Below are 26,717 nucleotides of genomic sequence, written 5' to 3'. Positions count from 1 at the left end.
CCGCGGAAGCTTCGCCGAGCGCAGTTCTCAGCGATGGCGAAGTGCTTTGACTATTTCGCGGAGGTCTCCGCTGTCGCTGGCCGCTTCCTCCATCAAGCCGAACTCCGTTCTCGCACTGCCGAGCTGATCGGCTGGGCGAAGCAGGTGCTGGAAGCGCTTAGGCTGCGACTGTTCTCGGATCAACAACGGGCCGGCGAGCACTATGACGAGCCGGGCTCCGAGATCTCATCGGTCTTGCGTTCTTGCCGTCTGGTCTTTTGGGCGCTGGCGGCGTTCAGCGGCATGAGCAATCTGTTGATGCTGACCGGATCGTTTTTCATGCTCCAGGTTTACGATCGGGTGCTTCCCGGCCGCAGCATCCCGACCTTGATTGCACTCATAGCGCTGGCAATCACCCTTTATCTGTTTCAGGGCGGGCTCGATCTCGTGAGGAGCCGCATCAGTGTCCGCGTCGGCCGCTACCTGGATGAGCGTCTGGGCATCCGCGTGTTTGATGCGATTGTGCGGCTTCCTCTTCGAACCAAGGCGGACGCCGATGGTTTGCAGCCGCTGCGGGATCTCGATCAGGTGCGCAGCTTCCTATCCGGGGGCGGTCCGACTGCGCTGTTCGACTTGCCCTGGATGCCCCTTTATCTCGGCATCTGCTTTCTCTTCCATTTTTGGATCGGCGTGACCGCTCTGATCGGAGCGTTCGTTCTGGTCGGCATTACCGTGGCCACCGAGACGCGGACGCGGGGACCGGCCAAAGCATTTTCGCGTCTGGCGGTCTCGCGCAGTGCCTTGGCTCTGGAGGGCCGACGAAATGCCGAGGTTCTGCAGGCCATGGGAATGCGCCGGCAGGCAGCGCTGCGATGGCAAGACGTCAATGCGAAGTATCTTGCGGCTCACGAGCGGGCGAGCGACATTGCTGCCGGCCTCGGAGGCGCCTCCAAGATCTTTCGTGCGATCTTGCAATCATCGGTTCTCGCTGTCGGCGCCGTGCTGGTTATCAATCAGGAATCGACGGCCGGCATTATCATCGCGGGATCCATCCTCACGGCTCGGGCGCTTGCGCCTGTCGAAACAGCGATTGCGAATTGGAAGGGATTTGTCGCGGCACGTCAGTCGGGACATCGGCTGGACGGCCTGCTGAAGCTTCTTCCGGCCGAGGAAGAGCGACTGGCTTTGCCGGCGCCGACCGGAACACTCACGGTCGAGCACCTCTATGTGGCCCCGCCAAATTCCGAGAGGGCAACTCTCAGTGAAATTTCATTCCAGCTGCGAAGTGGAGAGGCGGTCGGTATCATCGGTCCAAGCGGATCGGGAAAATCGACCCTGGCCCGGGCATTGGTCGGGGTGTGGCCGTCTCTTCGCGGCCGGGTCAAGCTCGATAATGCCGCGCTCGAGCACTGGTCAGCCGAGGCGCTTGGCAAGCACATCGGTTATTTGCCCCAGGACGTTGAACTTTTTGACGGAAGCATTGCGATGAACATCGCCCGGTTCGATCCGCAAGCGACTGCCGCGGCGGTCCTGGAAGCGTCGCGCGCGGCAGGCGTGCATGATCTCGTCCTCTCGCTTTCCGACGCCTACAGCACGAAAATCGGGCAGGGCGGCATGGCACTGTCGGCTGGTCAGCGACAGCGTATTGGACTTGCACGCGCGTTCTATGGAAATCCCTTCCTGGTCGTGCTCGACGAGCCATCCTCGAATCTGGATTCGGACGGTGAAGAGGCGCTGAGCAAAGCAATTATGAACGTTCGTCTGCGCGGCGGCATTGTCGTGATTGTCGCGCATCGTCCGAAGGCGCTCGAGGCCGTTGACCATGTGCTCGCGGTCGGCGAGGGACGGCTCCAATCTTTTGGAAAGCGAGAAGAGGTTCTCAGGAAGGTGCTGCGAACACCTATACCTCTCAAGGTCGTCGCCGAGGGGCATGGGAGATAGGTGATGAGCAGCCAGATCGCTCCTGCGATGCAATCAATGCAGCGTTACATGATTCTGGGCGCGGTCATGTTCGGCTGCGTGATCTTCGGTATGGGTGGCTGGGCAACGACCACCCAGTTGTCGGGCGCGGTCATTGCCCAGGGACTTGTGGTGGTCGATTCCAGCGTGAAAAAAGTTCAGCACGCGACGGGCGGCATTGTCGGCGAGTTGCGCGTTCGGGAGGGAGATCGCGTCAACGCTGGAGACATCCTGATCCGGCTTGACGAGACCCAAACCCTGGCAAATGCGACCATTGTCACGAAAAGCCTGGACGAACTCCTTGCGCGCCAGGCGCGACTGGAAGCCGAGCGCGATGGTGCCGATCAGATCGTCTTTCCCAAAGTGCTCCTCGATCGGACCAAAGAGAGCAGTTCCGAAGCAAGTCGTGCGATCGCAGCGGAGCGTACGCTGTTCAATCTGCGGCGTCAGGCGAGAGGCGGCCAGAGGGCCCAGTTGGAGGAGAAGAGCTCCCAGCTGGAAAATGAGATCAAAGGCTATTCCGGACAGGCTGAGGCCAAGCAGAAGGAGGTCGATCTGATCCGCCAGGAGCTGGAAGGCGTACGCTCGCTTTGGCAGAAGAATCTGGTCCCGATCACGCGGCTCAACTCGCTCGAGCGGGATAGCGCCCGTCTCGAAGGCGAGCGCAGCCAGCTGGCGGGAATGATTGCCCAGTCGAAAGGCAAGATTGCGGAGATCGGACTGCAGATCATCCAGATCGATCAAGACTTGCGAACAGAGGTCGGCAAAGACCTGATCGATACCCGCTCGAAACTATCGGAGCTTTCGGAACGCAAGACGGCAGCGGTCGATCAGCTCAATCGCATTGATATTCGGGCACCGCAGTCCGGCCGTGTTCACGAGCTCAGCGTGCACACCGTTGGCGGCGTCATCGGCCCGGGCGAGCAAATCATGCTGATTGTTCCGGACGCCGATACACTCGCGGTCGAGGTCAGGATTGCTCCACGCGACATCGACCAAGTCTATGTCGGCCAAATGGCCACGATGCGCTTTGCTGCATTCAATCAGAAGACCACGCCGGAAATTGATGGGGAAGTCAGTCTGGTGTCTGCCGATATCACCCAGGACCAGCGCAGCGGGACCAGCTACTACACTGGCCGGGTGCTGCTCAAGCCGGAGGAAGTGGCGAAATTGGGATCCGCCAAGTTGCTGCCTGGCATGCCGGTTGAGGTGTTCATCAAGACGCCGGGAAGGACCGCGTTGTCTTACCTCTTGAAACCATTGCGGGACCAGGCCGAACACGCCCTGAAGGAACGATAACCGAACATGGCAGGGTGAGCCGCCGGTGCCGCAATTGGCTAGACCTTGCCGACCCGGTGGGCGCGGGCCCTTTCCATGATGAACCGAAAGGTTTCGCGCTTGGGCATCGCCCAAGTGCCATTACCGGATTGGCCGGCTCCCCGATATTCAGCGCCTAGCCCGCAGCGATAGTTGCGGTAGTCAAGCACGGCGGCGGCAAGAAGCGGCCAGCGCGCCAGCGGGAAACGTGCTTGCATGATTCGCCTTTTGAACTGCAGGCGCGGAATGCGCCGGCCGCGCATCGAAGCGGGAACGTCGACGCCTAACAACTCGGTCAAGGCGATGAGCTGGGTCTCGAGCGCGTTTCGCGCCAGTTTCCCTGGTACATAGCCGGCGAGCCGGATCCAATCGAGCCCGTCCGGCGAGTTGACCAAGTCGCGAAGCTGCAGGAGGTGCCTTAGATCAATTCCGCCTACCCAATAGTCGTAATCCTGGAATTGATCATGCATGGTCAGCAACAGAGCCTGGTAAGCTGCTGTTGGCACGTACGCTGACCCTGAACCAATCGATGTGAGCTTGCTATTCTCCAGGATGTCGCCCGCCGGGCGGTAAAAATACGCGGGGCCCGGCAGGGTCCGGTGCAGGTCGATCATTCCCACATCCTGAGGCCGCTTGAGATCAGTGCACCATTTTTCACTCGCGGCAGGAGTTTGGAAGTGCACGACGTAGCCGATGTCAGCGAGTGCCTGCAGAGAGATCTGCGTCTGCTCCGGCGGGACCAGAAGATCAATGTCGGCCATGAGCCTCATTGAGGCTTGCGCGCGTGAGGCTGTAACAAGGGTGGCGGCGCCCTTGAGCAGCACGGGCGTCACTTCTCTATTATTAAGCGCAACGACGGCTTCGGTCAGCTGGGCAGTGAGCCGTTGATTCCGAACCTCATTGCGGCGATGGATCTCTCGCACATAGGCACATACTTCGTCCGGCAGGCTTTGCTGGAACCGGTGCACGAAATCGATCAGGGCTGGCGTCGTTAGCGTCTCGTTCGCAAGTCCCAGAATGGCGAACCAATCGGGATCAGATGGCAGTACACCTCGCAGGCAACGGCACAAATTGAGCAGCGCAGAGCTATGAATCGCCATGACAAAGTCCGGTGAGCACACGCGCGGCATCTGCGGCATCCGAATAGATGAGCTCGAAGCATTCGGCCTCCGCGAGCATCCTCTTCAGTGCGATGAATCGTCTCCGTGATAGCTTACCGTCCGCCGCGAACGAGCCCTCCAGGATTCTACCGATTGCATCGATTTGGCCGATCCGGACTGGCTTGGTCGACAGACCTTCACTCCGCTGCAGGAAGACGATCCATTTGGCTGCAAATCTTCCATGATGCACGTTTACGGCGGGGAGATAGCGCACGCGAGCTTCGTCTGACCGGCGATGGACGGACTGATCCCTGAGATCGCTGCGCAATCTCGAGACGATGTCCCAAGCCCCCGATTTTACCGTGAGCGGAAACGGCAGTCCCTCGGCCTCTCCGTCTGGTGCAATAAGCACCACGTCATCGCCGCCATATTGAAATCCGGCGTGGCATAAATGCACAGAGAGCGTTGATTTGCCGACGCCGGGATTGCCACAGACGAGCAGCCCGTTGCCCTGTCGTATGAGCGAAGCCGCATGAAGCGCGACATCCGCCCGATCGCTCAGGATGAGGCGCTCGGTCAAACACGCCTTGATCGCCGGTGCCAACTGATCAAATTCGCAGCGGAAGGTCCTGCCCCCGTTGAGGCGAAAAAATGCCTGATCAGCGTTCTCGACCGCCTCTATGAGGATGTCACTCGGACCGTGACCGCGCGTGGAATGTCCAAAGAGCGGCTCCAATAGACCGAGCAACCGCTCGTTTGAGCATTGAACGGCAATCGTGCGCTGAGCAAAGCGGGTGTGTAGCGTCCAGTCGCTCGAGGGCTCCCACTCCAGATCGACCAGTCCCAGTTCAAGCCATTGATTTAGGGCCTGCTGCACCAACCGAGAGGCCGCGGCGCCGTCCATTCCGCAATTGCTCAGTTCCTTCGTAATCGCCTCGGTTTTCGCTCTCTCAAGCAATTTGCACCAGATGAAAGCGGCGATGCCGTTGAGTTCGAAGATTTGCTGATTACGCTCGCTGAAGACCAGGGGCCGATTGTCCATCAATGTGAACGAGCTATCTGCGGCCGGGCGGAAAGCTACGGTTGGGCAGGAAACGAGGCCAGCCATAGGGGTTGGGGTTGTGCTTACCATCGAGGTCCTCAGATTCATCATCTCGCTGCTCCGCGCTCAAACGCAATAATACCCCTCGACAAAATAAAATAAATATTTAAATTTAAATTTTTAAATCAACGAGGGGCGGACATGTCAATCGAGTTCGTCGGCGACATTGAATGGGACGGCAAGGCTCTCTGCGCGCGGGTCGCTACCGGGTTCGGAGAGGTGCTCTGCAGGGTTCCGCGAGAAACAATTCACGCGCTTCCGGTCTATTCGGACGCGATCGAGCGGGAGATTCGCTCACAGCGGCACGCGATCATGGAAAGGCTTGCTCCGGCTCTCAGAGCAAAGCTTGCCATTGCGGACAGGGATCGGGCGATCGAACTGCTTCCCTCGGAAGTTCACTAGCGGCAGCGCACGAGCTCCGCGAGCGCGCATCGCGCCTTGCTTGAAAAGATAATTAAAAATAATGCGCTAAATTAAATCGATCGATCGGGACAATCGTTGGGCGGCAGCGTGCATGACGGCGAGTATCTCATTGCGAGAGCCAATTGGCGAAGGCGCTGCAATTGCGATACCATGCTGGCAAGTGCCAAAGCGGTCGCAGAGAGCTCTTCATCGCGCCGGATCATTTCAGCCAATCGATTTACAACGTCGGGATTTGTGATCATCCGTAACTCGCATGCAAGAGGCGTGCAACTGAATTGGCCGGGCGGACCAATGGTGCCTGGGACCCCTCAAGTAGTACAGCGATAACTTAGCCGGAACCAAATTCGGGCGGTGTGAGGCAATTCACATTTGCAATCTGCAGGACAGCACAGGAAATGCGCAGCAAGAGGAAGCCAGGCGGCGCCATGGCTATTCTGGCTTGCTCCCGATGAACGAGCGGTGCTGACTGCACCCACTGTGCTGACAGTTCACCAATGTCGAGTTGCCGAGGATATCAGCTGCGCCATCCTCGTCGGAGCTATGCCACGCTAAGACTGCAAAGTGGAGCGTGAGTAGCAGGCTGCCGATCATCAATAGTCCAAGCAAGACGCGATCCACTTGCTATCCCCGCCCTGGTCTGCACCGGAACAGAAGAAACGGTTCTGCTGAGTCGAAAAATGCAGCACGGCTTACCTTGCTTGCATTCTCCCCGAATTTCACTGGCGAGGTGCGAAGCGGGAGGCGTGATTGAAAGCGGGATGCGTTTTGGATTAAATGGCTTAAAATGCCGGCGCCTCATCAATAATCTTGCTGGTTAATTTGGGGAGGAGATATGAGAGAGCGTGAGAGGGGCTTGTTCGAGCCGTCGGGCAGTCTACACGATCGACGGAGCATCGAGAGAACGGGACTGTCGCTGATCCAGCCTGGCAATCGCGTCACGATGAGCAACCTTGGACGTCGTCGCCACCCGAGCTACGCGGGTCTTGAAGGGACGATCGTAGGTCGGAGCGCCTATCCGAGTAGCGTTCGCGTGAAATTCGACCGCCGAATTCAGGTGGAGACCTTCCATCGCGACTACCTCGAGCTCGTGGACCCGACTGCCGCCGGGGCTGCTAGCGAGGTTGTAACTTGTGGGGATCGTTGACGTTGATTGCCGACCCCGCACATCGGCAAATCAGGTCCGCGCGAGGGATGCGGGCGGAGCGGTGCGCCATGCGCCCGATCTTCCCAGGTCTTACGTCTTCTGACGGCGCTTTCGTTGCGTCGATCGGGCGATCAAAAGATCGTCAAGCTTCTTGCCCGCCCGCAGTTGCGCCCTGAGCCAGCGGGGCTGCTTGCCGCGGCCCGACCAAGTCTCGTCCGGATTCTTGGGGTTCCGATATTTCGGCAGCACCGGTGGGTACGGACGGCGTGTGCGCTCCGTTCGAGGATTGCCCTCCCCACCTTCAATCTTGCGCAGTCGTGCCTCGAGCTTGGCCTTTTCCGCGGCCATTCGTCGACTGAGCACTGAGGTCACTTGGTCATAGAGTTCCCACAGCTCAGCCGTGGTCATCGAACCCCAGTCGCCCGTCTCCATGAAGCCGTCCCCAACTACCCCGCTAGGCGCGCAGGGATTTAACAGTCGGGCCGCCTTCGAGCAAGGGCGATGCAGGTCCGATATCGCTAGGGCCGGCTAGGGCGATACCTCCGGGCGGCCTGTCTCTTCCCGATGGACCGTCTGGTTGACCGTCGCCTGCCGAGCATTCTCTGCTCCGCCTCGAGCACGCGATTTCGTAGGCTCTGCAATTCCGTAAATTGTACAACAAGGGACTGATGAGTTTCCCGTAAAGCACCTAAAGGATACATGGGCCACCTACTGGTTACAAACACTGACCCGACCGGCATCGATGATCTGTGAGCAGCCATCTTTCCGGTCGCAGGCACCGACTAATTAGTATGACTATTTATGAAGGGCGCCGCAGCGCTGTTTTGCTAATCTCCCCCTTTGGCGTGCGGATTATGCTCGACCTTAAATGCCAACAGCAGTAGCCCCTATATATCGTTGGTTATACTCGCGATTCGAGAATGTGAGATCTCGGCCCTCGCCGGCAAACCGATGGAACCTTGAGCGTGCCTGCAGCTTGCAGGCGAATATCATAATGTTTACTACCGATTAAAAAGGGTTTTCCCCAGTTTTTCTTGATCCACTTGCGTAGGCGGTACGTTGTACTATTCCGGAGGGCTCTTCACTCAGGGGAAGATATGCGCTAACATAGCTATCGAAGGTTGTTGGCTTGGCAGGCACCGAGCGCGACATTTTTGTCTAATGAAAGTTAATGTGTGGGCCGAAGTTTTGAAGAAGATGCCGACGGACGGGACTAAATTGGTTCGGTGCGGGGTTTGGCAATAACAAGGTCGAGGACCGCATGCGGCGCACGACGGTAGTCATTGCAGACCGGCAGCCGATCGTACGTGAAGGGATCACCAGCATCCTTACGGCGCAACCTGACTTTGCAATCGTGGCTGCCTGCCGGGACGGAACTAGCTGCATCGAAGCGATCCGGCGCTTTGTGCCTGACATTGCCGTTTTGGAGCTTTCGATGCCCGATCTCAGCGGGCCGGACATTCTGGCGATGGTAAAAGGCGACCGCCTCGCCACTCGAGTGGTATTCTTCACGGCCTCTATCGCGGAGCGGGAGCTGGGCGCGGTGATGGCGGAGGGGGCATACGGTGCGCTCACTAAGGATGCCGAGCCTGAGATATTGGTCCGAATGTTGCGACAGGTTGCGCACGGTCACGCTGTATCGCCGGTGTCCTCGCCTGAACCGGAGGGATATCAGGACGAAACGCCAAATCGCGAGAAGCCCTTACGGCTGCTGACCGATCGCGAACGCCAGATCATGACTCTGGTATCGGAAGGGTTGTCCAACAAGGAGATTGGGCGGCGTCTTAATGTTGCTGATGGAACGATCAAGGTCCACCTGCATCACATTTTTCAGAAGCTTGAAATTGCCAACCGGACAGTACTGGCGGCGCTCGCGATCTCGCAGCAGGAGGCACGTATTGCGCCCGTGGAGATCGATCCGTCCAATACGTCGCTAGAGGATGAGGCCGACGTCAAGTAAGGATTCCATTCGCGGCCCTCCCGGTACCAGATCCTGCCCGCAGCTGCTTCGCAGCAATCGGCGGTGAAGAGCCAGCATCCAACGACCACTTGAAACCACCGAAGCCGCTAATTTCCAGTCTGCGCTCAATCTGCAAGGCTGCAGCGCTCACCCGGTGAGCCTGCTCTCACGCGCAGTCTTAGCATGTTGACGCCGGCTGAGGGGCCCCGCATAGAAATTCGAAAAAATAGATGGCGGTCGCTGCGCCCCGGTGCCGTCTTTGAAGAGCGCCGCTCAACCAGCGGGCGATTAATCCTGAAGCAACCCGTTGCACAAACTTCATCGTCCTCTGACAAAAGTTTCAGCGACGGCCATCTTGAACTCGTCACATCTGCACGATGAAATGTGATGGGAGGAGCGTTCCGAGTACTTAGGAACAGTCCAATGACAGCAATTCTGGTTTTGGCATCGATTTTTGCGGCTGGTTTTGGCTGCGGCTATGGCGTGCGAGCATGGCGCTCACGCAGGCGGTCGGCACGGTATCGACTCTACGCGCCCTATACTCCTGCTTCAATCGGTGCTGGCCGAAGCCCGCCCACCTCGTAACGATCATCGGTTAGGTTAGCTCATCTCTTTCCTTGAGAGCCACCGGATCAGGAGTTTAGAGCTTACGAGCCTGTCGCGAGATTTGAAAGACGTCTGCAATTGCGAGGCGTGCGTAAGGAATCGTAGATGGCGTATCTTATTGCGTTGCTGGGCCTGCCTGCTGGCGCGGTCTCATTGATTGCTTTTGTGTGCATTTATAGTCCGCGGCTCGAAGGACTCTCCGGCCCCTGGATCCTCCGTGAGGGTCGTCGTAATGATTGAGCAAAAGCGCCATGCGCCGCGAAGATATTTCGTTGATGCGCAGGGGCATCGCGTTCTGATCGGCCTGTCGTCGGACGAAACGGCGGAATTTGAGGCCTTGGATCTGTCGCCGGTCGAAGGTGTCGTGCCGCCGGCGACCAGTGACATCAGCGACGGGGTCGCCGGTGAAAACGAGGTGAGGTGGCTCGAACTCTACCTCAAGCATGAGGGGGCGTGGCGGACCTGGATCACGCAAAGTCGAGCCGAGCAGGCGACAGCGTTCAAACTTTGTTAACCGTATTTGACCGATGGTGGCCGCTTCAAATCCGAACGTGGGATGGCCCAAATGTTCCAGCTATTCCTGAGGGCACGCGCGCACAACCTCCTCAATTCCCGGCGTGAGGACAAGGGCTTCAAAGCCCGCTCGGCCGAGCGCGACGCCGAGACTGATCGCGTCCGGATCGAGGCGATCATGACAGCGCTCGATACTGCGCTGCAGGAGGCGGAGAGGGAGCAGGCCGGCCTCAATCGGCGTGTCGATGACGCGCTTGCGCGCGCCTCGGTCACCATTGGCAACGGCACTGACGAATATCTGGAGCGAGAGCCGCTGGACAATCATCATCAAGACCTTTTCGCCGCCGATATCTCCAACGGCCAGCGCAGGCTCAAAGAGCTGAGCAGCACGATTGCGCACCTGAAATTCGTCAAGGCGGCAATGCTGACCCGCTTCCCGGATTTCAAGCCGCCGCAGCTCAACAGCTAGTCGGCATCTGTTTCACAGAAGAGCGTCCAGCACTCGAATCGACGCGCTGTGGCGCGATGATCCGGGCTTCTTTGCGGTTGGGCGTTTCGGCCGTCTTTGATATGGTCCCTGTCACGCGGCGTGGATCAAAGGAGTGAGAAAGGTGCCCGTCAGAGATATCCGGAGGTTGTTGGGACTAGCGTGCTTGTTTGCGCTGATTGCTCCCGCGACGGCGTCTGCCATCACCGCCGAAGTGGCGCGCACATGTGACGCGGCGGCCGCAAAGGCTTTCCCGCCAAAGCAGGTTGGCAATCCGGCCGCCGGCAGTTCCAAGGGCTCTGCCAAGGAGCGGCGTGACTATTTCAACAAGTGTGTCGCGAACAACGGCAAGGTTGACGACGCGCCGGCCGATGCGCCCCAGGATAGCAAAGCCAAAAATTAGGCAGGCAACCCGGCAAGCTGGTCGTCCTCGCGCTTAACGGGGTGGGGGGCAGGGGGAATAAAACGCACCATTAGTCGCGTTGATGCGTTCGACGCATTGATTGGGATCGGTGACTGTCCCTGCGACCGTGAAGTCGTAGCCCATGCCCTTGACGACCACGATGTAGCGTCCCGGGGCAAGCGCGAAGCCCTCCTCCTCGGGCTGCAGCAACAGCATTCTAGGCTGGTCCTCAACGGGGCCCACTTTATAGGGGTAGGACATGCTGCGGATGACCCAGGCATCGCCGGCGCTGACCATGGCCGCCTTCCCGGTGGCGTCCACGCCCATCGCGCGGGAGACCTTGGCGACGACCCGAACCTCGGTCACGCTTGTATCCATCCCTCCATCCGGGCGGAACACGATGAATTTGACATCTCCGCTCGTCAGATTGGTTGCGCTTGGCGTGTTGATGGCCGCCGATATCGCGACGCGCCGGTCCGGGATCTTTCCAGGGACCGCCTTGAGCTCCTGGAGTTGGCCGCCGCTGAGGGCGTAGACTCCGAACGTTGTCGGCAACGGCATCGAGGGTTGTGCCGGCGGCGCCGGCTCTTTTTGGCTATCCGGCCTCCGTTCCGCGGTCTCGCCTGGGTTCGGCGGCGCCGCTGGCTGCGGCTGAGCATCCCGGGACGCGGCCTGTCGCTGTGCGAGCTGCGAGAGGGCGGCGAAGTGTGTCTTGAGCCGCGGCCAATAGGCCACTCCGATTCCAACCGCCAGGATCAACAGGAGCAGGACGGCCAATCGAATGGCAGATGTGAAGGCGCGGCTTCGCTTGGGGCGGTCTGGGGACTTGGACGGTGATTCTGCCGGCTGAGGAGCGGCCGCTACGGTCAAATCAGGAGGCGCTGCCGGAATGGGCGGCGGGCTCGGGGAAGCGACTGAGGGAGGAACAGCAGCGGATGTTTCCGCGACGTTTTGCGGCGTTGCTGCGACGCTGCGTTTGAAGGAACGCTCGACCTCTTCGATGGCGCGTTCGAGGATTTGCAGGAGATCACGGGATTCCCGCGCGTCGGCGTGGGTAAATTGCTCGCGCAGCTTGACGCGGGCGAGCTCGTAGACGATTTCCCGCAGCTGCTTGGGATCGGCGGAGGTCTCTCCGATGCGATCCGACAAAAGGCGGACAAAGCCGGCCTTGATCTCTCGCGTGTTAGGAGCGTTGGCCGCAGTGTCGCCGGGATCGGTCATTACGGTCGATCAAGTAGCTCGGATGAGGCTGTTTCGCTAGGCTTTTCCACATCAGGCCCGCCTCTCCGAGAGCGGTCGCTCCATGGTCAAGCTTGCAAGAGCCTCTTCAGGCCGTCCCAAGGAGCTTGCTTTTGGACGAAAACCTGTGACATTCCGGCGAGCTTCTCATTCAGGTGTTTGATCATGCGCAACGGTTTAATGGCACTCACGTTTGTGGCCCTTTTGGTGCCGCCTTCCTTTGCACAAGGGGTCAAGGACAAGGCCAATCTGACCAGCACCAGCATCATCACCACGACCACCACCAAGAAGACCCAGACGACCGAGGCTTCTCGCCCCACTGCGATCCGGAATTTGGCGCCGGGTACCCTGCCCAGCGGAACAGCGGCCCAGGGCGTTTGGAGGGATGGCAAGCTCGTTGCGGTGCCGCGGCGGTAAAACCCCAAGGAACCGTGAAGCAGCCGTGAAGGAACGGTGATCGCCACCCTAACGTTGCTGATCGGGAGATATCGCATGCAACGTTTAGCTTTGATCGCGGTCGCGCTGTTCGTGCCCGCAGCCGTCGGGGCGCAGGGGGTCAATGACCCCTCGACGCCTGATCGTAACGTCATTATCGTCAATCCGTCGCAGCCATCACCGAGCACGGCGACGCCGAATATCCCTAGCCAAATTCAGCCGCCGATCACCAGAGGCGGGCGGGCCCAGCCTTATTACGGCAACAGAACACGGGGTAGCGGCTCAGCTCGGCGTTAATCGCTGGCCGATGCGATAATGCGCTTGTTTTGCCCGAAGGGTCAAGTGCATTTCGGGAAAACAGTAGACCTCCGTCCGGCTGTTGCCGCTACTGTGCATGGGGTTGTTTTTCGATTTTTGAGGACGGCCGGGCTACTGGGCCGGTCATTGCCCGCTTGACGTCACCCCTCCGCCGGCCGGGAAATTGCTGGCGTTGAGGACCATCAGCAAGGGTATAAGCTTGAGACAGGTAGGTGATCAGTCCCTTTTTGTGACCAGTCCCTTTTATGTTCAGTCCTTGGAGACGTTACGGTGCATACCCCTCGACGTGATCTGTTGTTAAATGGCGCGCTCCGCAGCGTCATGCTTGGCGCCCTCGTTGCGGCATCAGGAGGTCTTGGAGCTTGCCTTGTTGACCCAACGCCTTGCCTTGCGGAAGACGAGCCGGCACCGACCATCAACGATTATCTTCCGCCCAGCGAGCCCGAGTTGACGCGCGATCAATGGCGGCAGCGGATCGACGAGGCCAGGCAGCGCGCCAAGGAAGCCTCGCGCGAGCGTCGCGAGCATCCCGAACTCTACAAGCCTGTCCCGGAAGATCCTGATCTTGTCGCGACTGAACGTATTCTCAATGACGAAAGTCTGCAGCGAGGCGACATCGTCACCACGAAAAAGGGCACGTTCATTTACCAGGGAAGGTCCGACCTGCCGCGCCGCGAGCAGGACTTCGTGCCCGTGGCCCCGAAACCGGGGCGCTGAGAGGCACCCGATCAAGCCGCGTTCGGTGTCAGTACCGAAGCAGGATATCCTTGAATTTGGGATCGATCATTTGTGCTGATTCCGTCAGGAGCGATTTGCCCTGAGGGGTTGCCTGCACATAAGCAGCAATCAGAAGAGGGGCGTAGCGCCCGCGGTTGGCGAGCGCCGAGCGGATGTCGGATTGTGCCAGCAGCCTGATCTCATCGTCGGCCGCAGCCACGCTCGATGTCACGGTCTGGACGCGGGAAAAGGCAACATCAACCGGCACTGCCCCGGTCAGGTAGGACATTTTCAATGCGGGCGTCGTCGGCTCCCCCACTTGCGCCTTGACCGTACTGAGCGTGAGCCACAATGCGGGACGGATCGGCGAGACCTTCAGCGCGGACATGACGGCATCCTGGGCCGCCTTGTTTTCTTCGGTTCTCTTCGTCGTATCGGATGCCGGACGATGCAGAACGTTCGCAGCCGTCGCAGCGGCATAATTCGCAAACGAGTCGCCGTCGAAGGAGACACGGGCTGCGAGCCGGGCGATGGTCAGATTGGCGTTGTCGGGCGGAAGCACGCCTGAGAATAAATCCTCCGCTCGAAAGCCCGGCCGCACCAGATCGCTGAAGAAGGTGAAGCCTGCATAAAGCGCAAGGACAAGCGAGACACAAATTCCGATGATACGAAGCGGGACAATGCGGTTCACAAATCGAATCCGAAAACCAGGTGATGCCGGAAGGCTGAACCAGCCGCGCGGCGACCATTATTAAATTGCGAGCAGACTATCGCCCTGGATGGTCAGCAGCGTCAAGTTGCCGGTCGCGTAGGCGCCGGTGTCGATATTGATGCGGTTGGGGCGGATGTCGGGAGTGCTGACCGGTGTATGTCCGTGCACGACATATTTGCCGAAGCGCCGCTCGGATTCGAGAAATTCCTCGCGGATCCAAAGCAGATCCTCGTCCTTTTGCCGATCGAGGGCAATGCCCGGCTTGACGCCGGCGTGGACGAAGAAAAAGTCGCCGCACGTGAAGGACGAGGGCAATTGCTGAAGGAAGGCGAGGTGCTCCGGTGGGATCGCCAGGTTCAGCGCCTCGATCAGCTCGGCCTGCTGTTCTGGCGTAGGGTTCATCGTCGGTGTGATGCCGTAGGACACCAGCGTCAGAAGTCCGCCATAGTGGCGCCACTCCTGCAGGCGCGATGGATCCTTCAAGACCTCGAGCAGGAAGACCTCGTGGTTGCCCTTCAGGCACACCGTCTCGTGCGATTTCGAGCGTTCGATCAACAGATCAAGGACGGCGCGAGAGTCCGGACCGCGATCGACATAGTCGCCAAGAAAGACCTGAATTGCGCGGCGAGGCTTAGACCGGGCAAGGTCGGCGTCGATGACGGTTAACAGCGACTGAAGCAGATCCGCGCGGCCATGCACGTCTCCGATCGCATAGATTCTCACGCCGTCGGGGAGCCGCGGCTTGATCTTCTTGCGTAAGCGTGTGGATAGGCCCATCAGGTCGGTCGAATCGCCTTTTGCGTCGCGAGCGGACGCCGAAACGCTCTTAGCAGAACAAGTCTGGGATCGGTATTCTTAATTGTTTCTGACGGACACATCCGCATTTTGATTAAAGGATCGTGCGGCCTTTGAGCCGTATTTCAAGAGGTCTCGCGTAGCGTTTCCCCGACAAGAATGGGGAGCGCGACATGCGCAAAGTTGTAAAGTTCCTGGCGGCCGCGGCCGCTGTTGCGGTGGCTGTCGGGGTCCAGCACAGCGCGAAGGCCGCTTTCGTTGGCGCGCCGTCGGCGCTGCGGGGCGCCATCCAGCACATCAAGTTCGACCAGCCCACGCTGGCGCCGATGGCCTTCACGATCTTTTGCCTCAAGTACAAGGACGAGTGTAAGCCGACAACGCAGCGCATCGTGTTCCGGGGCGGTCGCCTCAAGCTGACGCCGGAGCGCCTGGCGCTGCTTCAGCAGGTCAATCGGGACGTCAACGACTCGATCCGTCCTGAGCCGAACCTGGAAGGGCTGCGCGGGGAGAAGTGGCTGCTGCATCCTGCGAGCGGCGACTGCAACGACTATGCTGTGACAAAACGCCACGATCTGATCGCCAAGGGATTCCCGGCGCGCTCGGTGCTGCTCAGCGAGGTCGTGGTGCCCTGGGGTGAGCATCATCTGGTGGTCGTGGTGCGCACCACGGCCGGCGATCTCGTGCTGGACAACCTTACCGGCCATATCCTGCCATGGTCGAAGAAGTCCTATCGCTGGGTCCGGATCCAGACGCCGAAGAACCCATACTTCTGGGCCTCACTAAGCGGCGATCGCGACGCCTAACGATCTTGGCCTATCGTGAGCTGACGCTCTGCGAGAGCCCCAGTCCCAGGATCACTGAAAAGCACAGGATTGCTGCCGGGTGCAGCAATCCTGGACCTGCAAAGCTCTGAACCAGCGCAAACAACACACAGGCTGCGGCGGCCGTCGGAAAGAACGAGTCGCGCCCGCGCTGCAAGGCGCCAAAGAACAAGCGGATCAAGGCCAGCACGCACGCCACACCTGCGACCGCAAGACCAATCCATCCCATGTCGGCGAAGATGGCTGTCGCTGTCGAGGGGGCCAATAGGACCTCACTTGCGTCGCTCTGATAGATCCGCCCGAGGGCCGAAAAAGTCCCGGCCCCCGCACCGAACCATCGCGTGTCGGCCAACATCCGCTCCAGCGCGGCCTTGGTTTCGGTCCCGACGTCAGGGACGAGGCGCAGGAGGGCAAGCCCGGAGCTTTGTTCGAACAGGAATGTCAGGACAATCGCCGTGCCAATCAGCCCGGCTGCAGCCAAGGCGCCGGCGGCCAATGGCGACAGGTCAAGTCTGCGGATCACCAGGACCAACAGGATCAACACGATGCCGAAGCCGGCTGCGACCGCACTGTTGGCGCTGGAGAAACCGAAGATCGCAAGCGCGCTCACCAATGCACCGAGCAGGCCGTAAAGACCGATCGTGATGGAGCGCAGCAGCGAGTGACGCGTCTCGGCGCGCTCGGCGGCAAGCTGCATGACGGCCATATTGAGCATGATGCCAAGGCCCGCCATGGTGGTGGCCAGATCGGCAGGCGTCGCCGCCATCAATCCGGGCAAGATCCGATGAAGGTCCATGGCCAGGGCCGCGATGGCGGTCGTTCCGCCCAGCACCAAGAGCACCAGTTCAGCGCGGCTGCGGTCGCGGACCACCACGATCGTGACGCCGAGCAGCGAGACCGCCGCTACGGCTTGCAGCAGGGCATTGAGCGTCAAGCCGATGTCGGCCGTGATCGGCCCGAGCGGCACGCCGCCCAGGGCATCATGGGTGCTGGCCCAGATCGGATGCGCCAAGCCGAGCCAAACCGGCGCGAGTTGGAGCGCAATGCCGAGCGGAATGGCAACGAGAATCCACCAGCCGAAATGCGTGGCGCGCAGATAGTGCTCGTAGTCGGCTTTGTGCGCGTTTGCGGCGGTCGCCAATAGGCCCAGCGCCGCAGCCATCATCCCGAGCTGCGCACCAAACTTGGCACCGGCAATTTCGAGAACGGAAGCGGAAACAATTGCAATGATGAGGGCAAAATAAGCGAGGGACAAACGGCGCGCTCGACGAGGAATCCTGAACCTGTCAGGTCACCATACAAGCCGTCGATCCGTTTTGAAACACCAGGTCTGCCCCTTGCGAACAGCTTCGCCTCAAGCCTATGGCGCGCTCGCAGAAGATTTATCGGTGCCCGTCAGGTCGTGAAGACCAACCAAGGGAGATCGATCGTGGAGCTCAGTTAACGGAATCAGCGCGCTGCTTTGGCCGGGCGGGCGAACACGCGGGCGGCCCTGCTGGCTGCGAGAGCGAAGCGCGCGCCGGAGCCGAAGAGATAGCCGGCCTGCAAAGCAATTGCTGCGAACACCGCGGCCTCCAAACCTGCGAGGAAGCCGAGGCTGGTCATCAGGCCGACGGGGAGCACGGTCAGCACCAGGAAGAAGGTCACCGGCAGCAGCATCAGGACGCGAAAGCGTTGGCCCAGGACGGCGCCTGCGAGAAAGCTGAAAATCAAAAGCTCGGTCATCCGAAGCACTCCCCTGCTTCGGACCTTAGGTTCCCCAACCTAAAAGGACCCTTAAGTGTTATGGCTAAATTTGGCCTATTGGCCGCAATTGGCCACCAGCGAATTATAGGCCTCGCGCAAGCCCGTTAGGCTAACCACGCCCTTGATTTCGCCGTCGCTTTCCTTGACCGTCACCGCCAATGAGGGCGTCGTCTGCCATTTCCCTGATGCAAAGGCCGAGACCTCATCGGGCAACAGGACAGCGGCCCCGGCGGCGGCCATGCTGGCCTCGACCGTCAGCGTCCCGCCATTGCTCGCGGCGATCGTGACCTGGGGGTGGCTCCGCGGCGGGAAGGGCCGAATCAGGGCCACCAGCACATCGACCTTGCCCTTGGGCGCACAGCGGACGATTAGGCCGGCGAAGTCCGGGTCGGATTGGGTGGTGTCGGCCGTCTTGGTGATGGCGGCAAAGCTCTCGCCCTCCTTGGTGCCTTGGGTCCTGCTGAACTTCCAGACCGAGGACGACAGTGAGGGAGGCGAGGAGGGGCCCGCGATCCGAAGGATCGGAGCGCCTAGGCAGGCGGATGGGCTCCTCGCAACGCCAAGAGACTTGGCACAAAGGGCCGTCGTCCAGGCGGGATTCTTGCCTGGGGTGCCCGGCCCAACTTTGGGGCTCGGATCAAGAATCGATCCAGCCAGAAGCGCGACAAAGATGGAAAGGGGCACGCGGACAAGTTCCTTGGGATGGTGCGAATCCTATCAGAAGCATCCGCGTTCCGAGAAGTCTCGCCCTTCGGGTGAGCGGCCTGCTCGCAGATCGAGCACACGAAATACAACAAATGGTCACAAAGGGTTAAACTGGGCCCCAAACAGTGGCCCGCACGCAACAGTAGCGGACTCATTGGGCGTTCCCGGCCCCGGAACCCTTGTCGCACCATCCACTCCGCCGTACCAATCAAGAGTAATTGGGGACTATGGGGCGCGTTGATGCATTCCTTTGCCAAGACCTATCTATTCAAGCCGGCGTTTCTGGCGGCCGTTTTGGCGCTTGGGGCGTGCTCGACCAACCCGGGCTCGGGTCCGCTGATCGACGATGTTAACAATCACGTCCAGACGGAGAACGCTCCGGCCTATGAGCTGGTGCCGCTCAACCCGGCTACGGTTAACATTCTGCATACGCATGAGCCGAAGGGGCTCGCCGGTGCGTTTACGGACAAGCGGCCTCCGGCCAGCATCGTGTTCGGCATCGGCGACGTGGTCAGCGTTACCATTTTCGAAGCCGCGGCAGGCGGTCTGTTCATTCCGGCCGAAGCCGGCGTCCGTCCGGGCAACTTCGTGACGATCCCGGACCAGTCGGTCGACAATGACGGCTTCATCACGGTGCCCTATGCCGGCCAGGTCAAGGCGGCGGGCCTCACCGCGGTGCAAATCCAGCGCGCGATCGTCGAGAAAATCTCCAATCGCGCCATCGAGCCGCAGGTCGTGGTGGCCATGGCCAGCCAGCGGACGCAGCTCATCAGCGTGCTCGGCGAGGTCAATACGCCGGCGCGTTATCCGGCCAGCGCGGCGGGTGCCAAGGACAAGGTGCTCGATGCGATCACCCGGGCCGGCGGCATCAAGGGCCAGGGCTTCGAGACCTGGGTCATGCTGGAGCGTGGCGGCAGGCGGGCGACCGTGCCATTCGAGAATCTCGTGATGACGCCTGAGAACAACATCTTTGTTCGTCCGGATGACAGCATCTATGTCTACCGCGAACAGCAGAAGTTCCTGGCGTTCGGCGCCAGTGGCCAGAGCGGTGAATTCAACTTCGACGCCTGGCGCATCAACCTTGGCGAGGCGGTCGGCAAGGCCGGCGGTCTCCTCGATGGTCAGGCTGAACCGGCTGGCGTGTTCCTCTATCGCCGCGAGCCGCGCGAGGTCGCTGCCCAGCTCGGCATCGACATCAACAAGTACACCACCGAGACCATCCCGGTCATCTTCAGCATCAACCTGCGCGATCCCGGCGGCTTCTTCCTCGCCACCAAGGTCATGATGAAGAACGGCGACGTCATCTACGTCTCGAACTCGCGCAACGTCGAAGTTGCTAAGTTCCTGACCTACCTGCGGGTGATCATGGCGACCGGCGCTGATGCGATTAACCTCGGCAACGATGCGCTGATCTTCCGCAACAACATCAAGCTGGCGCCGTAAGACGCCTTCTTGATCCACCACGATCGATGGCACCGGGCTTTGTCCCGGTGCCATTTTCGTTAAGGGATCCGGGGTTCGTTCGAAGATCCAGGGCCTCGCGTTCACTTATGACGTGAACGGATCGAGGAGATCCGGATCAAGGCGCCACCGCGTAAGGCGCACCCGTCATCGGTCACCCTGCAGGGTCGCAAGAGGCATCATGCGCTTTCGAGCAGTCTCGCGTTGTCTGGCACTCGTCCCATTTGCCGTGGGGCTTGCGCCATTGGGGAAGGCTTTTGGCGCACCTGGTGAGCTCGGCATCCGCCACCGGATCGACGTAGTGGTCTCTGCGGAGCCCGACGCGCCAATCTTCCAGCACTTCAGAAGCGCCAAGGGGGAGCTCACATTCACCGTCCGATTGTCGGCCAACTCGAGGGAGAGCAAGTTCTTCGGGATGCTGCACCCGTCATTCCCGGACATCACTATCCCCGAGGGTTCAGGCAAGCCGCTCGTCCAACAAACCAAGCTTTGGGAGGAGGAGGTCTGCCACCAGCGGCGCGGCCTGCCCAAGGTCACCGTCACCCAGCTCAGCGGCCATTTTGGCGAGGGGGAGGAGCGGATCGAGATCTCCGCAATCAACCGGCACATCGGCCTTCTGGTCCCGCCCGATGAATTAACCCCTGGAATAAAACTCGATCAGGGGAGCGATGATCTTGGAGTATTCTACGCTTTCCGGGCGCAAACCCGGAACAGCCGCCTGAATGTGGATCTGAAGATCTATCCGATCGATTGTTTCTTTTAAGAGGCCTTGCGGACAAGGATGCGATTTGCATCGCTGGACATCCGGTGGTCGTGGAGTTTCCCGGCCACCTTCATCCTCTACTTTGTGATGGCGGGCGCACCGTTCCCATTCGGCTCGACCAACGATCTCTCGATTGCGTTCTGGTGCCTGTGCTTAGGGCTGGCGTTGATCGTGGCGCCCACGCGCGATTTGCGGCGTCCGCATCTTTGGATGATCGGCGGCATCTTCGTGATCGTCGCCGGATACGCTTTCGTACTGCATGAGCAGCTCTCCGATGATCCCTGGATTGCACCGTTCAATCCGATCTGGAGGCAGGCTTCGGATCTGCTGGGCACGCCGATCACACCATCCGCATCGATCGTCAAGAACCAGGCGTTCTTCGCGCTGGGAGCACCGCTTGCGAACATTCTCTCGCTGCTGCTCGGCATCACCGTCGGCGCCAAGCGCGAGCGGGCGCGGCAGATGCTCTGGGTGCTCGCAATCTCGGGGAGCATCTACGCTTTCTATGGCGTCTCTTCGTTTCTGATCGAGCCGACCATGATCCTGTGGCGGGACAAGACGGCGTATCTCGGCAGCGTCACCGGCACCTTCATCAACCGCAACACCGCGGCGGCGTATTTTGGCTCCTGCGCGGTCATCTGGATGCTTTTGATCGTGGAAGACGTTCGAAAGCGGATCCCCGAGCGGCACATCGAATGGAAGCGCCTCTCCATGGACCTTCGATCGATCCCGCCGCGGGATATCATGCCGCAGCTTGTGGCGCTCCTGATCTGCCTGATGGCGATGTTCATGACCGGCTCGCGTGCAGGCGTCGCGCTGTCGCTGCTCGCCATGATCGTCTCGTTTACGGTTTACTTGCGCAAGGATCTGCCGCCGCGGACCGGCATCTGGATATCGCTCGGTTCGGGGATCGCGGTGGCGCTCGGCCTGATGCAACTGCTTGGCGGCCGCGTCTCCAGCCGCTTCGACAGTCAGGGCCTGGTCGACGAGGGACGCATCGAAGCGTGGAAATCCACGCTCAGAATCATCGCGGACAATCCCTGGTTCGGCACCGGCATGGGCACCTTCCAATGGGCGTTCCCGCCGTATCGCAGCCCCAACATCTCGATTCGCGGTATCTGGGACATCGCGCATTCCACGCCCCTGGAGCTTGCCTCGGATGTCGGCATTCCCTTGGCGCTGCTGGTGGCAATCGCCTGGGCGATCATGTTCATCATCCTGGCGCGCGGCGTGTTCGGCCGGCGGCGCGACGTCATCATTCCGCTCGCCGCAAGCGCCACCGCGACCTTGTCGCTGCTGCACTCCTGCCTCGACTTCACACTGCAGATCCCCGGTTATGCTATTCCGTTTTTTGCGCTTTTCGGCGCCGGCCTGGCGCAATCCTTCCGCTCCGGCGGGGCGTCCTCGGAGCTTGAGCCGCCGGTTGCAGAGGGCGCCAAGAAAAGGCGGGAAGAGGAAGCGAAAAGAGCCTCCGTGCGCAGCCGTGAGCTTAACAAAACTGTCTACTTTTGAAGCAGTTGCGCCTGTTTACGAAGTTTTCAGCATGAGTAGACAGGCGAGGGTTGTTCGGCTACTTTCCCACCATCGTTCGCGTCATTGCCCGAGCAGGGGGCAAGCCGATATTTTGGAGGTTAATTATGCGCGCCATTCGTTTTGCGCTTCGCTTGGCTGCGGCCGCGGCTCTGGCCGCTACCATTTCGACGGCCGCCAGCGCTGCCATCTATCCGCCGCAGCGCCAGCTGCCGCCACAGGTCATCGCCGATTTCAAGGCGACGCCCGCCACGCTTCTCGCACAATATCCCGCCGGCGCGCAGCTCATCTCGCGCGTCCGCGATCTCGGCGCCTCCGATCCCACGACCCTGCCGGCGTTGATCGGCCTGCTCAAGGATCCCGCGACCACCTCGGACCAGATCCGCGCGATCGTCGCCGGCCTTGCCCAGGTCGCCCGCATGGCCGCGCAAACCGACCAGGCCTTCGCCAATGAGATCCAGACCGCGATCGCCGGCACCGGCAAGCCTGACGTGATCGCCGCCTACCAGGCCGCGACCGGCGACGTTGCGATCGCCGCGGCCGGCGGCGGCGGCGCAGGCGGCAGCTCCGGCGCGGGCGGGCCGATCGGCAATCCCGGCAACACCGGTGGGTCGAACAACGGTGCTCCGACCTTTGGCGGTCTGCACTATGCGACTACGATTACCCAGGGCGCCTCGGCCGGTGTGGGCGGCACGTCCAACGCCGCGCAGCGGATCAGCTCGCATTGACCGTAATTGCCCGGAGGCCTTGAGCCTCCCGGCTGCCTCATTCGCTAGATACCAAAGCGGCGCCTCAACGCGCCGCTTTCTCGTTTTGCCGTTAAGCTTCCTGCAAAATGTCGCGCAAGAAGTGCTGTGCGGTGCATCGAGCGCGTTCAATTGCAGGCCGGCTTGTGCTAGAGATGCGCGCAGCGCGGGTTTTGGCATCGGGTTGCTCCAGACGCATTCTGGCTTTTGGCGCCCATTGATCCCAACAAGACACATCGATTCATTTTCAGGAATTGCTAGATGTTGCAGGTGAATAAGCCGACCTCGGAGATCAACCGTGATTTCGCCGAGGCCGATGGCTCTCCGTCGCAGACGCTGACTTCCTACCTGGAAATCGCCCGCCGCCAGTTCCCGACCATGGTCGCGATCGTATCGGCCTGCGTCATCCTGGCACTGCTCTATCTCTTCACCGCCGCGCCGCAATTCACCTCCACCGCCTCGATGGTGATCGACACCCGCAAGGTGCAGCTGTTTCAGCAGCAATCAGTACTTGGAGATATCGCGGTTGATTCCGCCACGGTGGAAACCCAAGTCGAGATTCTGAAATCCGAGAACATCAGCCTCGCAGTCATCCGCGATCTGCACCTGATCGATGATCCCGAGTTCACCGGCAGCGGTGGCGGTCTGCTTGGGTCCATTATTGGGTTCGTGTCCGGTCTGTTTTCAAGCGGGCAGCCGTCGTCCGAATTCGAGCAGACGCGCAAGGCGCTGGAGCACTTCGAGAAGAACCGCACTATCAAGCGGCTCGGCCTGACCTATGTTATGGAGATCGGTTACACTTCCAAGGATCCCGTCAAAGCCGCCAAGATCGCCAATTCGATCGCGGACGCCTATATCGTCGACCAGCTCGAGGCGAAGTACCAGGCGACGCGGCGCGCTAGCGTCTGGCTGCAGGACCGCATCAAGGAGCTGCGTACCCAGGCCTCGGCCGCGCAGAAGGCGGTGGTGGATTTCAAGATTGCCAACAACATCGTCGATACCGGCGGGCGGCTGATGAACGAGCAGCAGCTTGCGGAAGTGAACAGCCAGCTCGTTCTGGCGCATGCGGCGACCGCCGAGGCCAAGGCGCGGCTCGATCGCATGAACGACATCCAGAAGCAGGATATTCCGGACGCCAACGTTGCGGACGCGCTGAAGAACGACACCATCGTCAAGCTGCGCGGCCAATATGTCGACATGGCCTCCAAGGAATCGATCTGGTCAGCCAAATACGGCTCGGATCATTTGGCCGCGGTCAATCTCCGGCGTCAGATGGCGGAGATCAAGAAGAACATCCAGGATGAGCTGAGGCGCATCCAGGAATCTTACAAGAGCGAATACGACATCGCGGTGACGCGCGAGGAGGCGATCAAGTCGAGCTTGAACAACGTCATCTCGGAATCGCAGCTCACCAACCAGGCGCAGATCCAGCTCACCGAGCTGCAGAGCAACGCGCAGAGCTACCAGGCGATGTACGACAATTTTCTGCAGCGCTACATGGAAAGCGTGCAGCAGCAGTCCTTCCCAATCACCGAAGCTCGTGTGATCAGCGCGGCAACTACTCCACTCAAGAAGAGCTATCCGAAGACGCTGGTTATCCTTGCGGCAGCTCTGTTGGGCGGCCTAATGCTCAGCTTTGGGGTGGCCGTGGCCCGCGAATTTACAGATAAAGTGTTTCGTACTACGGGACAGGTAGAAGAAATGCTAGGCGCAAACTGTATATCGATTTTGCCGGCTCTTAGTGAGCCCGCGGTAGCACTTGGGCTTTCAGGCAAGCTCGGTAGGAGTGGGAACAATCCAGAGCCGAATCTTCTTCGCTATGTCGTCGAAAATCCGTTGTCGCGCTTCTCCGAGGCAGTGCGTTCTCTGAAGGTCGCGGTAGACCTCAATTCCATCGTGCGCGAGAACCGCGTACTCGCCATCACCTCCACCCTCCCCAACGAGGGCAAGAGCACGCTGTCGACGAACCTGGCGCAGCTGATCGCACATGGTGGCGCGCGGGTAATCCTAGTCGACTCCGACCTGCGGAATCCCTCGCTGTCGCGAGCGCTCGTGCCAAATGCTCAAACTGGTCTGGTCGATGTCGTAGCCCAAAAAGCGCAGCTTGACGATGCGGTGATCATCGACCCTGAGACTAAGCTCTCGATCCTTCCGGCAGGTTCCACCTCGAAGTTGCTGCATACGAACGAAATTCTTGCCTCTAAGGCGATGCACGGGCTAATTACTTTGCTGCGGTCAAAGTACGATTACGTGGTACTAGATATGCCGCCGATGGCACCGGTGGTTGACGTCCGGGTTACCTCGTCATTTGTCGACTCATTTGTATTCGTGGTGGAGTGGGGCAAGACAAAGATCGACGTGGTTCGTCACAACTTGCGAGGTTCGCCTGAGATTCAAGACAAATTGTTAGGAGTTGTGTTGAATAAGGCGGACACGAAAGCGCTTGCGCGTTACGAATCGTATCACGGTCGCTACTACTATCAAAAGTACTATGCCCGTTACGGGTATGTGGATTAGCGCTCGCTTTCCACTACGGGCCTTGTTGCGTGGCTTGTTGCTGCTGCTAGGTCTTCTCAGTGTATTCTGGCCGCTTGCTGCATTGCCTTCGTTCTGGCGAACTTCGCCCGCACGCGATACCAGCGCGCGCATTATTGCCGATGAGCGCTTTAAGGCTGGCATTCTCCCGCATATGCTGGCACGCATTGAAGCCGACCCGGTACCCTCAATTCAACAACCAGAACTTCCGCTGGCCGACGTCCTCATTAGGCTCCGCACCGCCGAGGAAGCGACGCAGCGAAAGGCCTCGCAGGATGTAGATCGCGCGATCGAAGCGGTCGAACTCCGATTGTTTGATGCACTCCGCGTAAGTCCAAGCGACTCGTTTCTCTGGCTTATGCTTTATTCGGTCGAGACGACTCGCAATGGCTTCGATCCTAAGGCCATTCGGTATCTAGACCGCTCCTATTTGGCCGGTCCCTACGAGGGATGGATCGCTCTTCGGCGCAATCGGCTCGCGCTCGCTATCTTTCCTATGCTCCAAGATCGGATGCAGCAGGTTGTCGTGTCTGAGTTCTCGCAAATAGTAGATGCGGACTTCACAGAAGAAGGGGCGACGATCTTGATGGGAGTAGGGTGGGTTCAGAGAGAGCGACTGTTGGCTGCACTAAAAGATGTCGATGTCTCCTCCAAGAAAATCCTTTCGAAGCGACTTCTCACAGATGGGATTAACCTGAAGATGCCCGGAATTGAATATAACGAGAGGCCGTGGTGATGATGTATCGTTTGGGTATCCTATTCGCAGCTGCACTGATCGGAAGTGTTGCCGTTGCTCACTGTCAGTCTGTACCGCGCAACACGGGTTTGACGATTCAAGGTCCAGCTGATCAAGCCAGTGGCGCCATCGTGAAGGATGCGCTTGGTCGACCGTGTATTGATATAGAAGCCGTCTCAAGGCCCGAAACGATCAACCCAAACATGCAGGATCATATCGTAAGCTTGAAGAATAACTGCCCCAAGCTCATCAAAGCGAAGGTATGCTACTTCAATAGTGATCGCTGCAGGGATGTTGTCCTGGAGCCATACAAGCGGGTCGATTCGCTATTGGGCACGATGCGAGGGATCCAGTTTTTCAGATATACGGTTATTACGAAGTAACTTAGTCGTCCGTGAAGAGCGGCTAAGCGATTGAGCTGGGATCGCAATATTCGTTGTGGCCTGTTTTGGGATTGCAGGGTTT

26 protein-coding genes are annotated in these 26,717 nt (G+C 59.8%); 16 read left to right on the top strand and 10 right to left on the bottom strand.

Translation table 11 applies throughout. The features are described from left to right. The first annotated feature begins 33 nt into the window (after nucleotides 1–33). On the top strand, nucleotides 34–1,920 hold the full coding sequence (locus AOQ71_RS15665) for a type I secretion system permease/ATPase (RefSeq protein ID WP_083514236.1): 1,887 nt from the start codon (nucleotides 34–36) through the stop codon (nucleotides 1,918–1,920). Between the two features lie 3 nt (nucleotides 1,921–1,923). Further along, on the top strand, nucleotides 1,924–3,237 hold the full coding sequence (locus AOQ71_RS15660; protein ID WP_057747578.1) for an HlyD family type I secretion periplasmic adaptor subunit: 1,314 nt from the start codon (nucleotides 1,924–1,926) through the stop codon (nucleotides 3,235–3,237). A gap of 38 nt (nucleotides 3,238–3,275) precedes the next feature. Here AOQ71_RS15660 and AOQ71_RS15655 read toward each other — a convergent pair whose 3' ends face one another. Together AOQ71_RS15655 and AOQ71_RS15650 are read right to left on the bottom strand one after the other, a co-directional pair. Next, nucleotides 3,276–4,355 (bottom strand): nucleotidyltransferase family protein, encoded by a 1,080-nt coding sequence (locus tag AOQ71_RS15655; RefSeq protein WP_057747577.1) that lies wholly within the window; start codon nucleotides 4,353–4,355, stop codon nucleotides 3,276–3,278. After that, nucleotides 4,342–5,508: a PqqD family peptide modification chaperone gene (locus tag AOQ71_RS15650; protein ID WP_157083527.1), complete on the bottom strand. Its 1,167-nt coding sequence runs from the start codon at nucleotides 5,506–5,508 to the stop codon at nucleotides 4,342–4,344. Before AOQ71_RS15650 ends, AOQ71_RS15655 begins: the two co-directional genes overlap by 14 nt. 90 nt (nucleotides 5,509–5,598) lie before the next feature. Here AOQ71_RS15650 and AOQ71_RS15645 point away from each other — a divergent pair, with 90 nt between their 5' ends. Then, complete coding sequence (locus AOQ71_RS15645) at nucleotides 5,599–5,859, top strand: hypothetical protein (RefSeq protein WP_057747575.1); 261 nt, start codon at nucleotides 5,599–5,601, stop codon at nucleotides 5,857–5,859. A gap of 1,255 nt (nucleotides 5,860–7,114) precedes the next feature. Here AOQ71_RS15645 and AOQ71_RS15635 read toward each other — a convergent pair. After that, nucleotides 7,115–7,456 carry an H-NS histone family protein gene (locus tag AOQ71_RS15635; protein ID WP_057747573.1) on the bottom strand — a complete coding sequence of 114 codons (342 nt, stop codon included), beginning with the start codon at nucleotides 7,454–7,456 and terminating at the stop codon, nucleotides 7,115–7,117. Nucleotides 7,457–8,285: 829 nt separating this feature from the next. Between AOQ71_RS15635 and AOQ71_RS15630 the strand changes: the two genes are divergently transcribed. The 4 genes from AOQ71_RS15630 (at nucleotide 8,286) to AOQ71_RS15615 (ending at nucleotide 10,993) form a co-directional block, all read left to right on the top strand. After that, a complete protein-coding gene (locus AOQ71_RS15630; protein WP_057747572.1) occupies nucleotides 8,286–8,984 on the top strand; it encodes a LuxR C-terminal-related transcriptional regulator in 699 nt (232 codons plus the stop codon). 838 nt (nucleotides 8,985–9,822) lie between these two features. Beyond that, nucleotides 9,823–10,104: a hypothetical protein gene (locus tag AOQ71_RS15625; protein WP_057747571.1), complete on the top strand. Its 282-nt coding sequence runs from the start codon at nucleotides 9,823–9,825 to the stop codon at nucleotides 10,102–10,104. Between the two features lie 51 nt (nucleotides 10,105–10,155). Then, nucleotides 10,156–10,572: a hypothetical protein gene (locus AOQ71_RS15620; RefSeq protein ID WP_057748023.1), complete on the top strand. Its 417-nt coding sequence runs from the start codon at nucleotides 10,156–10,158 to the stop codon at nucleotides 10,570–10,572. Nucleotides 10,573–10,756: 184 nt separating this feature from the next. Then, on the top strand, nucleotides 10,757–10,993 hold the full coding sequence (locus AOQ71_RS15615) for a hypothetical protein (protein ID WP_245316892.1): 237 nt from the start codon (nucleotides 10,757–10,759) through the stop codon (nucleotides 10,991–10,993). Between the two features lie 33 nt (nucleotides 10,994–11,026). On the opposite strand, the gene AOQ71_RS15610 is transcribed toward AOQ71_RS15615, so the two are convergent. Both AOQ71_RS15610 and AOQ71_RS45095 read right to left on the bottom strand, forming a co-directional pair. Next, nucleotides 11,027–12,214 (bottom strand): hypothetical protein, encoded by a 1,188-nt coding sequence (locus tag AOQ71_RS15610; RefSeq protein ID WP_057747570.1) that lies wholly within the window; start codon nucleotides 12,212–12,214, stop codon nucleotides 11,027–11,029. Nucleotides 12,215–12,300: 86 nt separating this feature from the next. After that, a complete protein-coding gene (locus AOQ71_RS45095; protein ID WP_157083526.1) occupies nucleotides 12,301–12,696 on the bottom strand; it encodes a hypothetical protein in 396 nt (131 codons plus the stop codon). Between the two features lie 736 nt (nucleotides 12,697–13,432). On the opposite strand from AOQ71_RS45095, the gene AOQ71_RS15600 reads away from it, so the two are divergent. Then, nucleotides 13,433–13,702, top strand: a complete 270-nt coding sequence (locus AOQ71_RS15600; RefSeq protein ID WP_245316891.1) for a hypothetical protein — start codon at nucleotides 13,433–13,435, stop codon at nucleotides 13,700–13,702. 28 nt (nucleotides 13,703–13,730) lie between these two features. Here the strand turns inward: AOQ71_RS15600 and AOQ71_RS15595 are convergent, their stop codons facing one another. Both AOQ71_RS15595 and AOQ71_RS15590 read right to left on the bottom strand, forming a co-directional pair. Further along, the gene (locus AOQ71_RS15595) at nucleotides 13,731–14,264 is read right to left on the bottom strand and encodes a hypothetical protein (RefSeq protein ID WP_245316890.1); all 534 of its coding nucleotides are present in this window, start codon (nucleotides 14,262–14,264) and stop codon (nucleotides 13,731–13,733) included. Nucleotides 14,265–14,453: 189 nt separating this feature from the next. Beyond that, nucleotides 14,454–15,191, bottom strand: coding sequence for a metallophosphoesterase family protein (locus AOQ71_RS15590; RefSeq protein WP_057747566.1), 738 nt, complete (start codon nucleotides 15,189–15,191; stop codon nucleotides 14,454–14,456). A gap of 191 nt (nucleotides 15,192–15,382) precedes the next feature. Between AOQ71_RS15590 and AOQ71_RS15585 the strand changes: the two genes are divergently transcribed. Continuing rightward, nucleotides 15,383–16,012: a transglutaminase-like cysteine peptidase gene (locus AOQ71_RS15585; protein WP_057747565.1), complete on the top strand. Its 630-nt coding sequence runs from the start codon at nucleotides 15,383–15,385 to the stop codon at nucleotides 16,010–16,012. Nucleotides 16,013–16,022: 10 nt separating this feature from the next. On the opposite strand, the gene AOQ71_RS15580 is transcribed toward AOQ71_RS15585, so the two are convergent. From AOQ71_RS15580 to AOQ71_RS15570, 3 genes are all read right to left on the bottom strand, one after another. Continuing rightward, a complete protein-coding gene (locus AOQ71_RS15580; RefSeq protein WP_245316889.1) occupies nucleotides 16,023–17,042 on the bottom strand; it encodes a hypothetical protein in 1,020 nt (339 codons plus the stop codon). Nucleotides 17,043–17,479: 437 nt separating this feature from the next. Continuing rightward, complete coding sequence (locus tag AOQ71_RS15575; protein WP_057747563.1) at nucleotides 17,480–17,755, bottom strand: hypothetical protein; 276 nt, start codon at nucleotides 17,753–17,755, stop codon at nucleotides 17,480–17,482. A 75-nt stretch (nucleotides 17,756–17,830) separates the two neighbouring features. Next, a complete protein-coding gene (locus AOQ71_RS15570) occupies nucleotides 17,831–18,460 on the bottom strand; it encodes a hypothetical protein (RefSeq protein WP_245316888.1) in 630 nt (209 codons plus the stop codon). Between the two features lie 261 nt (nucleotides 18,461–18,721). Between AOQ71_RS15570 and AOQ71_RS15565 the strand changes: the two genes are divergently transcribed. The 7 genes from AOQ71_RS15565 (at nucleotide 18,722) to AOQ71_RS15535 (ending at nucleotide 26,635) form a co-directional block, all read left to right on the top strand. Further along, the gene (locus tag AOQ71_RS15565) at nucleotides 18,722–19,924 is read left to right on the top strand and encodes a polysaccharide biosynthesis/export family protein (protein ID WP_057747562.1); all 1,203 of its coding nucleotides are present in this window, start codon (nucleotides 18,722–18,724) and stop codon (nucleotides 19,922–19,924) included. Nucleotides 19,925–20,123: 199 nt separating this feature from the next. Then, nucleotides 20,124–20,705 carry a hypothetical protein gene (locus tag AOQ71_RS15560; RefSeq protein ID WP_057747561.1) on the top strand — a complete coding sequence of 194 codons (582 nt, stop codon included), beginning with the start codon at nucleotides 20,124–20,126 and terminating at the stop codon, nucleotides 20,703–20,705. A gap of 18 nt (nucleotides 20,706–20,723) precedes the next feature. Then, nucleotides 20,724–22,217, top strand: a complete 1,494-nt coding sequence (locus AOQ71_RS15555) for an O-antigen ligase family protein (protein WP_057747560.1) — start codon at nucleotides 20,724–20,726, stop codon at nucleotides 22,215–22,217. A 125-nt stretch (nucleotides 22,218–22,342) separates the two neighbouring features. Next, the gene (locus AOQ71_RS46645; RefSeq protein WP_057747559.1) at nucleotides 22,343–22,963 is read left to right on the top strand and encodes a hypothetical protein; all 621 of its coding nucleotides are present in this window, start codon (nucleotides 22,343–22,345) and stop codon (nucleotides 22,961–22,963) included. Nucleotides 22,964–23,242: 279 nt separating this feature from the next. Further along, nucleotides 23,243–25,498 (top strand): polysaccharide biosynthesis tyrosine autokinase, encoded by a 2,256-nt coding sequence (locus tag AOQ71_RS15545; protein ID WP_057747558.1) that lies wholly within the window; start codon nucleotides 23,243–23,245, stop codon nucleotides 25,496–25,498. Nucleotides 25,499–25,532: 34 nt separating this feature from the next. Then, on the top strand, nucleotides 25,533–26,252 hold the full coding sequence (locus AOQ71_RS15540) for a hypothetical protein (protein ID WP_162268359.1): 720 nt from the start codon (nucleotides 25,533–25,535) through the stop codon (nucleotides 26,250–26,252). Then, nucleotides 26,252–26,635, top strand: coding sequence for a hypothetical protein (locus AOQ71_RS15535; protein ID WP_057747556.1), 384 nt, complete (start codon nucleotides 26,252–26,254; stop codon nucleotides 26,633–26,635). Before AOQ71_RS15540 ends, AOQ71_RS15535 begins: the two co-directional genes overlap by 1 nt. Nucleotides 26,636–26,717: the final 82 nt, after the last annotated feature.

Origin of the sequence: Bradyrhizobium manausense (assembly GCF_001440035.1) — a bacterium.
GTDB classification, from domain to species: domain Bacteria; phylum Pseudomonadota; class Alphaproteobacteria; order Rhizobiales; family Xanthobacteraceae; genus Bradyrhizobium; species Bradyrhizobium manausense.
This window is presented reverse-complemented; position numbering and strand designations above follow the sequence as displayed.

Bases quoted from the DNA above. Each gene is read 5' to 3' on its own strand.
- AOQ71_RS15575 (WP_057747563.1), bottom strand. From the start codon at position 17,755: ATGACCGAGCTTTTGATTTTCAGCTTTCTCGCAGGCGCCGTCCTGGGC.
- AOQ71_RS15665 (WP_083514236.1), top strand. From the start codon at position 34: ATGGCGAAGTGCTTTGACTATTTCGCGGAGGTCTCCGCTGTCGCTGGC.
- AOQ71_RS15565 (WP_057747562.1), top strand. From the start codon at position 18,722: ATGCATTCCTTTGCCAAGACCTATCTATTCAAGCCGGCGTTTCTGGCG.
- AOQ71_RS15655 (WP_057747577.1), bottom strand. From the start codon at position 4,355: ATGGCGATTCATAGCTCTGCGCTGCTCAATTTGTGCCGTTGCCTGCGA.
- AOQ71_RS46645 (WP_057747559.1), top strand. From the start codon at position 22,343: ATGCGCGCCATTCGTTTTGCGCTTCGCTTGGCTGCGGCCGCGGCTCTG.
- AOQ71_RS15625 (WP_057747571.1), top strand. From the start codon at position 9,823: ATGATTGAGCAAAAGCGCCATGCGCCGCGAAGATATTTCGTTGATGCG.
- AOQ71_RS15620 (WP_057748023.1), top strand. From the start codon at position 10,156: ATGTTCCAGCTATTCCTGAGGGCACGCGCGCACAACCTCCTCAATTCC.
- AOQ71_RS15650 (WP_157083527.1), bottom strand. From the start codon at position 5,508: ATGATGAATCTGAGGACCTCGATGGTAAGCACAACCCCAACCCCTATG.
- AOQ71_RS15660 (WP_057747578.1), top strand. From the start codon at position 1,924: ATGAGCAGCCAGATCGCTCCTGCGATGCAATCAATGCAGCGTTACATG.
- AOQ71_RS15585 (WP_057747565.1), top strand. From the start codon at position 15,383: ATGCGCAAAGTTGTAAAGTTCCTGGCGGCCGCGGCCGCTGTTGCGGTG.
- AOQ71_RS15535 (WP_057747556.1), top strand. From the start codon at position 26,252: ATGATGTATCGTTTGGGTATCCTATTCGCAGCTGCACTGATCGGAAGT.
- AOQ71_RS15645 (WP_057747575.1), top strand. From the start codon at position 5,599: ATGTCAATCGAGTTCGTCGGCGACATTGAATGGGACGGCAAGGCTCTC.
- AOQ71_RS15560 (WP_057747561.1), top strand. From the start codon at position 20,124: ATGCGCTTTCGAGCAGTCTCGCGTTGTCTGGCACTCGTCCCATTTGCC.
- AOQ71_RS15545 (WP_057747558.1), top strand. From the start codon at position 23,243: ATGTTGCAGGTGAATAAGCCGACCTCGGAGATCAACCGTGATTTCGCC.
- AOQ71_RS15555 (WP_057747560.1), top strand. From the start codon at position 20,724: ATGCGATTTGCATCGCTGGACATCCGGTGGTCGTGGAGTTTCCCGGCC.
- AOQ71_RS15590 (WP_057747566.1), bottom strand. From the start codon at position 15,191: ATGGGCCTATCCACACGCTTACGCAAGAAGATCAAGCCGCGGCTCCCC.
- AOQ71_RS15635 (WP_057747573.1), bottom strand. From the start codon at position 7,456: ATGGAGACGGGCGACTGGGGTTCGATGACCACGGCTGAGCTGTGGGAA.
- AOQ71_RS15630 (WP_057747572.1), top strand. From the start codon at position 8,286: ATGCGGCGCACGACGGTAGTCATTGCAGACCGGCAGCCGATCGTACGT.
- AOQ71_RS15610 (WP_057747570.1), bottom strand. From the start codon at position 12,214: ATGACCGATCCCGGCGACACTGCGGCCAACGCTCCTAACACGCGAGAG.